Origin of the sequence: uncultured Ruegeria sp. (assembly GCF_947489545.1) — a bacterium.
Classification (GTDB): Bacteria; Pseudomonadota; Alphaproteobacteria; order Rhodobacterales; family Rhodobacteraceae; genus Ruegeria.
Genome location: NZ_CANLDZ010000005.1, coordinates 92,540 through 105,307, shown reverse-complemented (window position 1 = coordinate 105,307; position 12,768 = coordinate 92,540). Strand labels below are relative to the sequence as shown.

Genomic DNA, 12,768 nt, shown 5'->3' with positions numbered 1-12,768 from the left:
GGATGGAGAACAGCCCCCTGCCCGCACAGATCACGATCAACGGCGTTCAGTTTAATGCAACCCCCGGACAGCGCCCGCTGCGTGTGGATGGGTGCGTCACGATTTGCCAGCTGTTCCAGAGCCGCTGCGCCGAGTTGGGTGATCGCACAGCACATCGTGAAAAAGACCTCGGTGTCTGGAAATCCTATTCCTGGGCCGATTACTGGCAGCATGCCAAATGGATCGGACTGGCCTTACGCCAACTGGGACTGGAGCGCGGTGACGTGGTTTCCGTCCTGTCCGAGGATCGCAAGGAATGGGCCTGGTTCGACATGGGCATCCAAGGCATCGGCGGGATCGCCTCTGGCGTCTATACCACCGATGCCGCCAACCAGTTGCAATACCTGATCAATGACAGCGGCAGTCGATTTCTGATCGTCGAGGACGAAGAACAACTGGACAAATTTCTGGAGATCGAAGACGAGGTTCCAGATCTGCTCAAAGTCATCATCCTGGAAGACGAAGGCCTGCACGAACTAGATCATCCGCGCTGCATGATGATCGAAGACCTTTACGACATTGGCAAACAAGCAGCGGCAGAAAACCCCGGATTGTTTGAAGCGGAGGTAGCGCTGGCAAAACCGCAGGATACAGCGTTGCTGGTCTATACGTCTGGAACAACCGGTCAGCCCAAAGGCGCGATGCTGAGCCATGAAAACATACTCGCCGCCATCGAATCCGGTGCCCGCGCCCTGCCCACGTTGGCAAGTGACGAACAGCTGTGTTTTCTACCGCTGTGCCACATCCTGGAACGCGATGTGTCGGTCTTTTACCCGTTGGCGGGCAGATGCACGGTGAATTTCGCCGAAAGCCCTGAAACGGTGTTTGCCAACCTGCAAGAGGTGTCGCCAAGTACATTCACAGCCGTCCCGCGTGTGTGGGAGAAGATCTATTCTCAGGTCCAAATCCTGACCCAAGATGCAACACCCTTGGGGCGCCTTGCGTTTGGCATGGCCTTAAAAGCAGGACTGGCACGTGCTGAGTATCTGACATCCGGCAAGCCAGTCCCAGCGGGTGTTGCTGCGCGATATTGGGTTTGGGATCATTTGGTCCTTAAAAACGTACGGCGGATGCTGGGCATGGATAGGCTGCGTCGTGGTGGATCCGGTGCAGCTCCGATTTCGACCGAGTTGCTGAAATGGTATTGGGCCATTGGCGTTCCTCTGGTTGAAGGGTTCGGGATGACCGAGACGGCAGGCCTCGCGTCACTCAACACGACAGAAGAAAACAGGATCGGCACAATTGGCCGGGCTGTTGCAGGCAATGACATCCGCATTTCGGATCAGGGTGAAATCCAACTGAAGGGCATGAATGTCTTTCAGGGGTATTGGCGCAACAACGCGAAAACGGCGGAAACCTTTACCTCGGACGGCTGGCTGCGCACGGGCGACTTGGGACATATCGATGACGACGGCTACATCACCATCACGGGTCGGTTGAAAGACATCATCATCACAGCCGGCGGCAAGAATATCACCCCGGCTGAAATCGAAAGCCGATTGAAGTTCAGCCTTTATGTCTCGGACGCGGTCATCGTCGGAGATCAGCGGAAATTTTTGTCCGCGCTCATCATGATAGATCAGGAAAACGTTGAAAAATTTGCACAGGACAGAAAAATTCCGTTTTCGAACTTCGCTTCTCTCTGCGCGGCACCCGCAGTGAAAGATCTGATCGGCGCCGAAGTGGCTGCCGTGAACAAGGAATTTGCGCGCGTTGAACAGATCAAGGATTTCCGGTTGATCGACGTTTTATTGACCGCCGAGGACGATGAACTGACCGCGACAATGAAATTGAAACGCGGGCTGGTGGAAAAGAAACACGCACATCTCATTGAAGACATGTACAATTAGAAAAAACGTTAACGGGAGGAAAAGATGAATAGCATAATCAAACGGCTGGCCGCGGCCACCGCTTTGACGGCGTCAGCGACGCTGGCCTGGGCAGACACACAAGGCGTATCCGACGATGAAATCGTCATTGGCTCAGTCAATGATTTGAGCGGGATTTTTGCCGCCGTTGGTGTCCCGGCGACCAAAGGCGCCAATGTGGTCTTTGATCGGGTGAACGCCGAAGGTGGCGTGCATGGCCGCACCATCCGCTTTGTGGTCGAGGACAACGGCTACCAGATGCCGCGTGCGATGCAGGGCTACAACAAGCTTCTGAACCGCGACAAGGTGTTTGCCATGCTGCAATCGCTAGGGACGCCGATGAACGTTGCGGGGTTCAAACTGCTGGATCCCAAGGGCATCCCGAATGTCGCCCCACTGACAGCGGCCCGGCAGATGCTGCAAGAGCCGATGGACAACAAGTTCACGTCGTTCTCGACCTATTTTGATCAAAGCCGTATCGGCGTGAAATACCTGGCCGATCAGTTCGGATCACAGGCGGTGTGCACCATGTACCTGCCCACCGATTTTGGTGAGGAAATCCTGGAGGGCAGCAAAGCAGGTGCGGAAGAGGCTGGTATCTCTTTTGCGGCAGAGACCACGCATAAGCCGGATGAAACTGATTTTGTTGGCTCGCTCAGCAAGCTCAAGGAAGAAGGGTGTGGCATCGTCACAATGGCCCTTGGTGTGCGTCAGGCGATCACTGTCGTTGGCACTGCCAAAAAGATGGGTCTTGCGGATATGAAGTTCCTCGGCACCTCTGCCAGTTTCCTGACCGTTGTGGCTCAGGTGCCCGGTGGTGTGACCGACGGGTTCTATGCCGCCGCGTCCTGGCAAGATCTCTGGGCGCGCGCCGACGAACCCGTTCCAGCCGCGTTTATCGAAGAGTACAAAACCGCAACCGGCGAGGATCCGGTCGGGTTTGCGATGCTGGGTTATTCAGCGGCCGAGATGATGGTCAAAGCGCTGGATGCGGCGGGCCCTGACTTGACCCATGAGAGCTTTATCGCCGCAATGGAATCCCTCAATTATCAGGATGAGCTGGTGGGAAATCATATTTCGTATGGGCCTGATGACCATCAGGGGGCTGATACGGTATTTGTGAACGTCGTAGAAAATGGCGCCTGGAAATTGGTTTACGAAGAGTAACCAAATCTGACTATCAACCGAAAGGGGCTGTCGTCCCTTTCGGAAACTTCATTTCAGTATTTTCTTCAGTGTCTTCCGAAGAGATTGCAATTTGGGCCGGGTGTAAATCTGCGCTGGTGTCAGATCCGCATACCCACCGTGATCAATGACTCGAAAACCGCTTGGGTCATTGACGATCAGGAACTGGTTGAATGGCAGCGTGTAAATCGGCAAGCCCTGTGCCTCGCAAAAGTAGATCGCGTACGGAAAAACCTCACTGGGGCTGAATTCCTTGCTATGCTGCCAGATCGTTTTGGTGAAATCGTCACCGCCGATGAAGCCGTTTTTTCGAATTTTCGGAAGCATCGAGAACAGGTCCATGGTGATCCCGCGCAAGGTATGATCCCCGTCTATATATGCAAAATCAAGCGAGCCGTCTGGAATTTGCAATTGCGCGTTTTTGGTCGTGTCCCGGATTTCGATGACCTTGTCCATATGCGGGCGCACGCGGTTTAGTGCCTCCTCCCGGATTTCTTCAAACTCGACATTTGATCTGTTGGCGGGCTTGTTCCAATCTGGCAAGTTCCGCCAGGGATCGATCAGCGTGTAGGCTTCGATTGTCGGGATTTGCCCAAGCAGAATCTCAGCAAACTGCCCTTTCCAGACGCCAACCTCACATAACGATACGCATTTCAGATCAGAGACCAGCCTGACCCATAATTGATGCCGGTTCTCGCTGGACGTGATGGCGCCGTCAACGATGTCATCGATTGATGTTTCAACCATGGTGTTTCGCCCTCAATCGCGGCGCCCTGCCGGAGAAGACCTTACGCTCTTCTCAGTAATGGCCCGCCTTCGCGAAACAGGTTTACAAATTCTTGGCTGATTATCTAACGGCTTCATCCAAAGCGGCATGATGCTGCTTAGTCCGTAAGCAAAAGGGCGCCCGCATGCACGCGGACGCCCCGAAATCTAGGCTCGTAAAGCGATCTGGAGTTAACGCTTCGAGAACTGGAACGAACGACGCGCTTTGCGCTTACCGTATTTCTTACGTTCCACAACACGGCTGTCGCGAGTCAGGAAGCCAGCAGCTTTCAGCGCACCACGCAGGGACGGATCGTACAGCTGCAGCGCTTTGGAAATGCCATGCTTGACCGCACCGGCCTGACCGGTCAGGCCACCGCCTTTGACGGTTGCAACAACGTCGAACTCGCCTTCCACACCAGCAATCTGGAACGGCTGGCGCAGGATCAGCTGCAGAACGGGGCGCGCGAAATACACGTCCTGGTCTTTGCCGTTCACGGTGACCTTGCCGGAGCCCGGCTTGATCCAAACGCGGGCAACAGCGTCTTTACGCTTGCCGGTAGCGTAGGAGCGGCCCAGTTCGTCACGTACGGGTTCGCGTACGATGACTTCTTCAGCCACAGCTTCGACGCCTGCAACGGCGCTCAGCTCTTCGAGAGTATTGATCTGATCAGCCATGGTCATTAGCTCCGGGTGTTTTTCTTGTTCATGGATGCAACATCCAGAACTTCGGGCGCTTGCGCCTCATGGGGATGCTCGGCACCGGCATAGACGCGCAGATTGGTCATAACCTGACGCGACAGGCGGTTGCCCGGCAGCATGCGCTTGACCGCCTGGGTCACAACGCGCTCGGGGTGTGCACCCTCAAGGATCTGCTGCTTGGTGCGCGACTTGATGCCGCCCGGGTGGCCGGTGTGCCAGTAGAAGTTTTCTTCGCGCTTCTTGCCGGTCATCTGGATTTTGTCAGCGTTGATCACGATGACATTGTCGCCCATGTCCATGTTAGGGGTGAACGACGCTTTGTGCTTGCCACGCAGGCGCATGGCGACGATCGAGGCAAGACGGCCCAGAACAACGCCTTCTGCGTCGATCAGGATCCATTTCTTGTCGATGTCTGCAGGTGTTGCAGAAAAGGTTTTCATGGCAGGATAGTCCTGTTTGATGTGAAAGACCGCCCCTTACGGAGCGGCCCGAATTCGATGGATGGGGTGTAGACCTAGCTGTGGAGCACGTCAATACACGGAAAGCTGTTTTAACCCTTCAAAAACAATGCGTTGTAAAATAGGTATTAAAATACCCCAAATTTTCAGACGTATTCGCGCCCTGGCAAACGGCCTGCTATCATCTCTGTATATGCTTGCCACGATAGTGAAGGAGAATCCAATGTCCGATCTGAACCAAGTTGTTTCTGATTATGGCGCTGCCTGGCAGGAAACGGATGCGGATAGACGGTTGGAATTGCTGACGCGCTGCTTCGCAGACACCGGGCAATACACCGACCCAACGGCTGCCGTCAGTGGGCGACATAACCTGAGCGTTCATATTGGCGAAGTGCTGCAAAGCGCAGGAGGGCGAGTTGAAATCACCAGCGCCCCAAACTCACATCACGATGTGGTTCACTTTACCTGGCATATGGTTGCTGATGATGGGTCAAAAATGGTCGAAGGTCATGACTTTGTCCGTTTGGACACGGATGGAAAAATCTCATACCTGTCGGGCTTTTTCGGTGATCCTGATCCCCTGACCTGATCAGACACTGATTTGTTCAGGCGGATTGTCCAGCAAAGCACGCAATCGCAGCATCGCGTCTTCAAACTGGCGCAGTGAGATATGCCCGTTCACTGCAATGCGCACGGCGTTCGGCGCCCGCCCGTCCCGCAGGGCAAACTCATCCGCTGACCGTAGCTGTATGCCCTCTCTCTCAGCCGCGCGGCTGAATGCGGCAGACCGCCAGCCAGATGGCAGATTCAACCAGACAAACGGAATATCGGAATCCCAGTTCAAATCAAACCCGCCTAAGGCATTCACGGCCACGCGAACATATTCGCCCATTTTGGATCGGACGTCCGCGGCCAACTGCCGTGCACTTGGGTCCCCGAGCAGCAAGCGAGTCAATTCGGCCAATGGCTGTGCCAGTCCGAAATAACCGTATTCAGCAGACCGTCGCAAATCGCCACTGCGTTCCTTTGGTGCGATCGCAAACCCGACGCGCAGCGCTGGTGTCAACGTTTTTGAGATGGATGACACATGCCATCCCCGTTCAGGCGCAAGCGCGCGATAGCTGGGTGCGCGGGCCTCACCCATGCGATAGCAATCGTCTTCGATGATCTGAAGGTCGTATTTTCTGGCAATCTCGACGACTTCTTTGCGCCGCTCCAGGGGTGAATGTCCCCCCGTTGGGTTCTGGACCTCGGGTGAAACGCAAATCGCCTGGGCATGGGTGTGCCGTAGAACATGGTCAAGCGCTTCGGGGCTGATCCCCCATTTGTCCATTTTTACACCGATGACATCAGCACGCATCAATTCGCCCGCACGGCGAAACCCGGCATAAGACAGGTCCTCGACCAAAACGACGGGCTTTGGGCCGCTCAAAATGGTTTGAAACACAACACACAAACCGCTTTGCCCACCATGGGTCAAAACGATGTCGTCGGCTGTCAGCACACCCAGCGGTAAATCCGACAACCAGTCGACCACCACCTGCCGCACCGACTGATAAGCGTCGCGTGTTGGATAGTTCATGAACATCCTTGGGTCGCCTTGGGCGATCTTTGCCAGGCACGCGCGGATCAGGGCCACCTGCCCAACATCTGGTAAACGCGGACTGAACAGGCTGACATTTGCCTCGTACTTGTCGTCGCGCAAGTGCAGCTGCCTGGACCAGACATCATCCAGAATTGGGGATTTCGGCGGGGCAACAAATGTACCACGTCCGACCTCTGCTTGTAGCAAGCCCTCATCCGTTAGGATGGTATAAGCCCGCGCAACAGTACCTGGCGTAATTTGTAACCTATAGGCAAGTTCCCGCACCGGAGGTAGTTTTACGCCTACGGACAACGTTTTGTTTTCAATGTATTTCCTTATTGTGTCGGCAACCACAGTGTACTTTGGTCCTTTGGATTTCGGCAGCGAGTCCGGCCAAATTGTATCCATTACAATTCTTCCTTTGATTTTGACACAATTTCGAATGTATCAAACACATGTACCGAACATCTATCATTTGTGTCAATACAATTTGGAAGGAATACTGAGATGACACGCACAATGCACAACCCCGCCCTCTTGCTGCTGAATGACAGTCCCCGACTGCCGTTGATCGCCGCGCTGGCCGTGCGGTTTGCGGCGGCGGTCACTCAATGGGAACGCCGTCGACGCAGCCGAATTAACCTAGGTTATCTGGATGACAGGCTGCTCGAAGATGTCGGTTTGACCCGGCATCAGGCCAACCGAGAAGTGAAACGCTATTTCTGGATTAACTAACGATCCCCAGTCCCATTCAGGGACCTCTTCCTAGGCCGGGGCAAGTCCCCGGCCCTTTTTTATCCGAAATTGGCGGCGGCTGACCCTGCCGGCGGCAATGAATATGTCATACTGGCCCGCGCAACCGGATGATCTGACCCGTCCGAGTACATCAGCACGTCCCCAACCGCCAAAGTGCGACCCAGCTTCAGCAACCTGCATTTGGCTATCATGTCCGCATCGCCTTCTGGTTTGCGCAGAAAATCCAGTGAACTGTTGGTAGTGACGGCCAAAGATTGACGGCCTTTCCGTGCAAGCACCATGGCATAGACACACACATCGGCCAGTCCGAACATCGAAGGTCCGGATACCGTACCGCCGGGGCGCAGATGGCGATCATCGACCACCAGTCGCATGGTGATGGTCTCTTCGGTCAACTCTTCGACGACAAAGTCTTTGTGTATCTGCGGAAAGACCTCTGTCAAATACTGTGACAGTTCGCCCCTGTTCATCGCTAACGCCATGCTTCCCCTCATTCAGTTACCGTCCTAGAGTTGGCCCGATAGCCAGCAGGAGGGCAAGATGGCAATTCTGGAACGTAACGACACAGGCGCGGTTGCACAGCTGAAGTTGAATGCCCCTGACCGGCTGAATGCCCTGAGCGACGAGATGCTGGCAGCTTTGCAGGCCGAGTTTGATGCGCTGCGCGAAGACGGTTCCATCCGCGCGGTCATATTGGCGGGATCGGGTAAGGCGTTTTGCGCTGGCCATGACCTGAAACAAATGACCGCCGGACGTAGTTCTGAAGATGGCGGCAAAGCCTATTTTCAGGATCTCTTTGGTCGATGTGCCAAAATGATGATGTCGATCCAGTCCCTGCCCCAACCCGTCATTGCCCAAGTTCACGGGATCGCAACTGCGGCGGGATGCCAATTGGTAGCCACATGTGACCTGGCTGTTGCCGCCGAAGGCACGCGATTTGGTGTGAATGGTGTGAATATTGGCCTGTTCTGCTCGACTCCGATGGTCGCGCTCAGCCGGAATATTCCTAGAAAACAAGCGTTTGAGATGCTGACGACCGGGGATTTCATCTCAGCCGAACGCGCAGCAGAGCTGGGGCTGGTGAACCGAGTGGTACCGGAAATGCTGCTGGAGCATGAGACGATATCGCTGGCCGAGCAGATTGCGGCCAAGCTAGGAACCGCCGTCAAGATCGGAAAAGAAGCATATTATCAACAGCTTGAAATGCCGATCGACCAGGCCTACGCCTATACAGGCGAGGTAATGGCGCAGAATATGCTGCATCGGGATACCGAAGAAGGCATTTCTGCGTTTATCGAAAAGCGTCCGCCCAATTGGACCCAATAACGCAATTGTCATGCACATTTTTTACGACTGTTCGCATTTTAGCACTTTTCAAAAGGGCGACACTGTGGCAATGCTGGGTCGAGGCCGAGGCCTTGAACATACTTTTGGGTCGCCGTGGGCGGAAGGTCCCTCCGAGCTGGTCTCTCTCACCAGCGTTGACATTCCCGCAGCGGCGACCCCAAGACCCCTCCTGATAAATTCGCGAATGTAAGCCCGGGCCTGAGTTGCGTCCGTCGGTTCTCTGCCCTATGTGGCAGCGCATGACACAAGTTTTGCATATCGTGGGCGGCGGCATGGCCGGGTCCGAAGCCGCCTGGCAGGCTGCTGAAATGGGCGTGGACGTTGTTATTCACGAAATGCGTCCGACCGTTGGAACATTTGCGCACCAGACCGGAAATCTCGCCGAAATGGTGTGTTCCAACTCTTTCCGCTCAGACGATGATGAGCAGAACGCTGTTGGCCTGCTGCATTGGGAGATGCGCGCCGCGAACGGATTGATCATGACCACCGCTGACGCATACCGTCTGCCTGCCGGTGGTGCCCTGGCCGTTGATCGTGATCCCTTTGCCGAAGGTGTGACCGCCAAGCTGCGCGCGCATCCGCGCATTACCGTCACGGATGAAGAAGTCACCTCTCTGCCGGATGATGGTCAATGGATCTTTGCCACTGGTCCTCTGACCTCTCCGGCTTTGGGCGAAGCAATCAGAACTGAAACCGGTGCCGAGGCGTTAGCGTTCTTTGATGCAATCGCCCCGATTGTCTACGCCGACAGCATCGATATGAGTAAAGCCTGGATGCAGTCGCGCTATGACAAGGGTGAGACCGAGGAAGAACGCACAGCCTATCTGAACTGCCCGATGGATGGGGATCAGTACGAGGTATTCATTGATGCGCTGTTGGCCGCTGACAAGGCCGAGTTTCACGAAGGTGAGACCGCCGGGTACTTCGATGGCTGCCTGCCGATCGAGGTCATGTCGGAACGTGGACGCGAAACCTTGCGTCATGGGCCGATGAAGCCGGTTGGCCTGACAAACCCTCATCAACCGGACGTCAAGCCCCATGCAGTTGTTCAACTGCGCCGCGACAATGCCCTGGGCACTTTGTTCAACATTGTCGGGTTCCAAACCAAAATGAAATACGGCGCGCAGACCGAAGTGTTTCGCATGATCCCCGGATTGCAGGACGCCAGTTTTGCGCGGTTGGGCGGTATTCACCGCAACACGTTCATCAACTCACCCACATTGCTGGATGCGCAGATGCGGCTGAAATCCAAACCTAATATTCGTTTTGCCGGTCAGATAACCGGCGTCGAAGGCTACGTGGAAAGTGCCGCGATGGGGTTGTTGGCAGGCCGGCTGGCCGCATCTGAAATTCTGGGCCGCACACTTCCCGAAGTACCGCAAGACAGCGCCATGGGTGCTTTGATACATCACATCACTGGCGGGGCCGAAGCCAAGACATTCCAACCCATGAACGTCAATTTCGGCCTGTTCCGTCCGGTAGAAGGCCTAAAGGGTGGGCGCCGGGGCCGCAAGGACCGCTACAAAGCCTATACAGATCGGGCAAAGGCCGAATGGACAAGCTGGCTGGCACAATGCTGACTGGACGCGCCATGCTCGCTCGGCCTAGCATGGTTGCATGAACGACAAGTTTTTCCAAAGCACCTACGAGCTTGAAACGCCTGAGGACACTCAGGAGCACTATCAGAAATGGGCCGCAACCTACGAGGATGAGGTTGCCGCACAAGGCTACGCCACACCCGGTCGCGTGGCCGAGGCGCTGTGGTCTCAGATGCCGCAGTCAGACACGCCGGTTCTGGATTATGGCTGCGGAACAGGCCTGTCAGGCGTCGCGCTGCGGACGGCGGGTTTTGATGTGGTCGACGGTATGGATCCGACGCCCAACATGCTTGAAGTTGCAGCCGCCAAAGCTGTCTACCGTGATCTGTCCAGTTTTGAGATCACCGATCCCGAACCGCTGAAGCAGGATGCTTATAGAGCCATCACCGCCATCGGAGTGATTGGCACAGGTGCCGCGCCGCCTGAAACACTGGATCTGCTGATGAAGGCGCTTCCTAAAGGTGGAGTGCTTGCGTTTTCCTTTAACGATCATACGCTTGCAGATCATACTTATACTTGCCGCCTGAATGATTGGCTCGATATGGGGGCTGCTCGGTTGTTGTTTCGCGAACATGGTCCGCACCTGCCGGGTATGGACCTTAAATCTGACGTGTATGTATTAGAAAAGACGTGACTTTCACCACTCGCTTTGCCCCGTCTCCAACCGGACCACTACACCTTGGGCATGCCTATTCTGCCTTGTTGGCTTACGACATGGCCGTCTCCGAAGGCGGGGATTTCCTGTTGCGGATCGAAGACATCGACCAGTCCCGATCCCGAGCCCATTGGGAAGACCAGATCTATAGTGATCTCAAATGGCTGGGTTTGACATGGCCTGAACCTGTCATACGCCAATCTGAACGACAGTCGATCTACGATCAGGCCCTTGATGATCTCTGGTCCCGTGGTCTGCTTTATCCGTGTTCATGCAATCGCAAAGACATCGCAGCTGCGGCCAGTGCTCCTCAAGAAGGTGCCCCGCTGCTGGGGCCGGATGGGATCATTTATCCGGGAACGTGTCGTGTTCGCTGGCAAGGGACCGATCTAAGCCGGCGCGCGCGTCCTAAGGACCAACCGCTGCGATTGAATATCGCAAAGGCAGCCCAGCTGGTCTTTGGTGACGCGAAGCCCGGTGGCTCTTTTCAAGAACTCGGTCTTTGTCCAATGAAAGAAAGCGGCCATATCGCCTTCACACCGGATGAGTTGCAGACCACCATCGGCGATTTCGTCCTGTCGCGTCGTGATATGGGCACATCCTATCACCTGTCGGTGGTTCTGGACGACGCAGCACAAAAGATCACACACGTTGTGCGCGGTCAGGATCTGTTTGAAGCGACGCGTATCCATGTTTTGTTGCAAGCCCTGCTAGACCTTCCAACACCCGCGTACTTTCATCATCGTCTGATCCGAGACGACGCTGGAAAACGGCTTGCAAAGCGCGATGATGCCCGTGCAATCGCCAAGTATCGCGCCGAAGGCGCCTCGCCCCAGGATATTCGGGCCATGGTCGGGCTTTGATCCGTGTCGGTCACTCCATCGGTGACATCAGCTCAACCTCTTCACCATCGCGCACGGCTGTGTAGAAACAGGTTCTGCGATTGGTGTGGCATGCCGCCCCGGTCTGGCGCACCAACACAAGCAGGCAATCGCGGTCGCAATCGACGCGCAAATCCACCAGTTCCTGCACGTGACCGGATGTTTCGCCTTTGATCCAGAATGCCTGACGAGAGCGTGACCAATAGGTGACGCGACCCGTCTGCAACGTGCGCTCGACCGCCTGGTCATTCATCCAAGCCATCATCAGAACCTCGCCAGATGCCTCGTCCTGCGCAATGGCAGGGACCAATCCTGCGTCATTGTATGTAAGAGTCGAAGGGTCAAAGACGACTGGGTCAGACATGATAAAAACCTTTTGCATCCCGAGGGCTGGCCACTATGTATGGGGAACACTCTACGAGGGAAAGCCATGAGCGGCGAGAACGACCTTATTAAGCTCTACTCTGGACGTATTCTGGCGCTTGCGGCGGAAATCCCGCATCTGGACCGGCTCGACACCCCTGATGCAACGGTCAAGAAACGCGCGCCTTTGTGCGGGTCGACCGTAACTGTAGACGTGACGCTGCGCGATGGTCGGATCAGCGAGTTTGGTCAGGACGTCAAAGCATGCGCCTTGGGTCAGGCCTCAGCATCCGTTGTGGGGAATGCCGTCATAGGCGCCACACGGGCCCAAGTTGAAACTGCGCGTGAGCAACTGACTGCGATGCTGAAAAAGGATGGCCCTGCCCCCGATGCGCCGTTTGACGGGCTCGAGGTGCTGATGCCTGCGCGGGACTATAAAAACCGTCATGCATCGATCCTTCTGGCGTTGGATGCAACGGCGGAAGCCATGGAACAAGCCGAACAGGCAAATTGCGCCTGAACATGGCGTTTTAGTACAAACCTGTCTAACCTCTGGAAAAATTTGA

The 12,768-nt window shown here is 55.5% G+C and carries 14 protein-coding genes and 1 pseudogene; 9 read left to right on the top strand and 6 right to left on the bottom strand.

Annotated elements, in window-relative coordinates:
• The first annotated feature begins 2 nt into the window (after positions 1-2).
• The gene (locus tag Q1B13_RS09175; RefSeq protein ID WP_299075248.1) at positions 3-1,889 is read left to right on the top strand and encodes a long-chain fatty acid--CoA ligase; all 1,887 of its coding nucleotides are present in this window, start codon (positions 3-5) and stop codon (positions 1,887-1,889) included.
• A 24-nt stretch (positions 1,890-1,913) separates the two neighbouring features.
• Positions 1,914-3,074, top strand: a complete 1,161-nt coding sequence (locus Q1B13_RS09170; RefSeq protein ID WP_298935550.1) for an ABC transporter substrate-binding protein — start codon at positions 1,914-1,916, stop codon at positions 3,072-3,074.
• A 48-nt stretch (positions 3,075-3,122) separates the two neighbouring features.
• Here the strand turns inward: Q1B13_RS09170 and Q1B13_RS09165 are convergent, their stop codons facing one another.
• The 3 genes from Q1B13_RS09165 to rplM form a co-directional block, all read right to left on the bottom strand.
• Positions 3,123-3,839, bottom strand: a complete 717-nt coding sequence (locus Q1B13_RS09165) for a class I SAM-dependent methyltransferase (RefSeq protein WP_299075246.1) — start codon at positions 3,837-3,839, stop codon at positions 3,123-3,125.
• A 210-nt stretch (positions 3,840-4,049) separates the two neighbouring features.
• Positions 4,050-4,535, bottom strand: a complete 486-nt coding sequence (gene rpsI, locus Q1B13_RS09160; protein ID WP_074736371.1) for a 30S ribosomal protein S9 — start codon at positions 4,533-4,535, stop codon at positions 4,050-4,052.
• Between the two features lie 5 nt (positions 4,536-4,540).
• Positions 4,541-4,999, bottom strand: a complete 459-nt coding sequence (gene rplM, locus Q1B13_RS09155) for a 50S ribosomal protein L13 (RefSeq protein ID WP_058281323.1) — start codon at positions 4,997-4,999, stop codon at positions 4,541-4,543.
• Between the two features lie 241 nt (positions 5,000-5,240).
• Here rplM and Q1B13_RS09150 point away from each other — a divergent pair, with 241 nt between their 5' ends.
• On the top strand, positions 5,241-5,606 hold the full coding sequence (locus tag Q1B13_RS09150) for a nuclear transport factor 2 family protein (protein WP_298935563.1): 366 nt from the start codon (positions 5,241-5,243) through the stop codon (positions 5,604-5,606).
• Here the strand turns inward: Q1B13_RS09150 and Q1B13_RS09145 are convergent, their stop codons facing one another.
• Positions 5,607-7,010, bottom strand: a complete 1,404-nt coding sequence (locus Q1B13_RS09145; RefSeq protein ID WP_299075243.1) for a PLP-dependent aminotransferase family protein — start codon at positions 7,008-7,010, stop codon at positions 5,607-5,609. It abuts the gene before it with no gap.
• Positions 7,011-7,109: 99 nt separating this feature from the next.
• On the opposite strand from Q1B13_RS09145, the gene Q1B13_RS09140 reads away from it, so the two are divergent.
• A complete protein-coding gene (locus tag Q1B13_RS09140; protein WP_298935566.1) occupies positions 7,110-7,337 on the top strand; it encodes a DUF1127 domain-containing protein in 228 nt (75 codons plus the stop codon).
• Positions 7,338-7,396: 59 nt separating this feature from the next.
• Here the strand turns inward: Q1B13_RS09140 and Q1B13_RS09135 are convergent, their stop codons facing one another.
• Entirely contained in the window at positions 7,397-7,840 is a 444-nt protein-coding gene (locus tag Q1B13_RS09135; protein WP_298935747.1) for a PaaI family thioesterase, read from the bottom strand.
• 49 nt (positions 7,841-7,889) lie between these two features.
• Here Q1B13_RS09135 and Q1B13_RS09130 point away from each other — a divergent pair.
• The 4 genes and pseudogenes from Q1B13_RS09130 to gluQRS form a co-directional block, all read left to right on the top strand.
• Positions 7,890-8,684, top strand: a pseudogene (locus tag Q1B13_RS09130) (enoyl-CoA hydratase); the annotation flags it as partial.
• Positions 8,685-8,944: 260 nt separating this feature from the next.
• Positions 8,945-10,285, top strand: a complete 1,341-nt coding sequence (gene trmFO / locus Q1B13_RS09125; protein WP_299075240.1) for a methylenetetrahydrofolate--tRNA-(uracil(54)-C(5))-methyltransferase (FADH(2)-oxidizing) TrmFO — start codon at positions 8,945-8,947, stop codon at positions 10,283-10,285.
• Between the two features lie 37 nt (positions 10,286-10,322).
• Positions 10,323-10,937: a class I SAM-dependent methyltransferase gene (locus Q1B13_RS09120; RefSeq protein WP_299075238.1), complete on the top strand. Its 615-nt coding sequence runs from the start codon at positions 10,323-10,325 to the stop codon at positions 10,935-10,937.
• Positions 10,934-11,821: a tRNA glutamyl-Q(34) synthetase GluQRS gene (gluQRS, locus tag Q1B13_RS09115; protein ID WP_299075235.1), complete on the top strand. Its 888-nt coding sequence runs from the start codon at positions 10,934-10,936 to the stop codon at positions 11,819-11,821. Before Q1B13_RS09120 ends, gluQRS begins: the two co-directional genes overlap by 4 nt.
• A gap of 10 nt (positions 11,822-11,831) precedes the next feature.
• Here gluQRS and hisI read toward each other — a convergent pair whose 3' ends face one another.
• On the bottom strand, positions 11,832-12,221 hold the full coding sequence (gene hisI / locus Q1B13_RS09110) for a phosphoribosyl-AMP cyclohydrolase (RefSeq protein WP_299075232.1): 390 nt from the start codon (positions 12,219-12,221) through the stop codon (positions 11,832-11,834).
• Between the two features lie 48 nt (positions 12,222-12,269).
• Between hisI and Q1B13_RS09105 the strand changes: the two genes are divergently transcribed.
• The gene (locus Q1B13_RS09105) at positions 12,270-12,722 is read left to right on the top strand and encodes an iron-sulfur cluster assembly scaffold protein (protein WP_298935575.1); all 453 of its coding nucleotides are present in this window, start codon (positions 12,270-12,272) and stop codon (positions 12,720-12,722) included.
• Positions 12,723-12,768 lie beyond the last annotated feature (46 nt).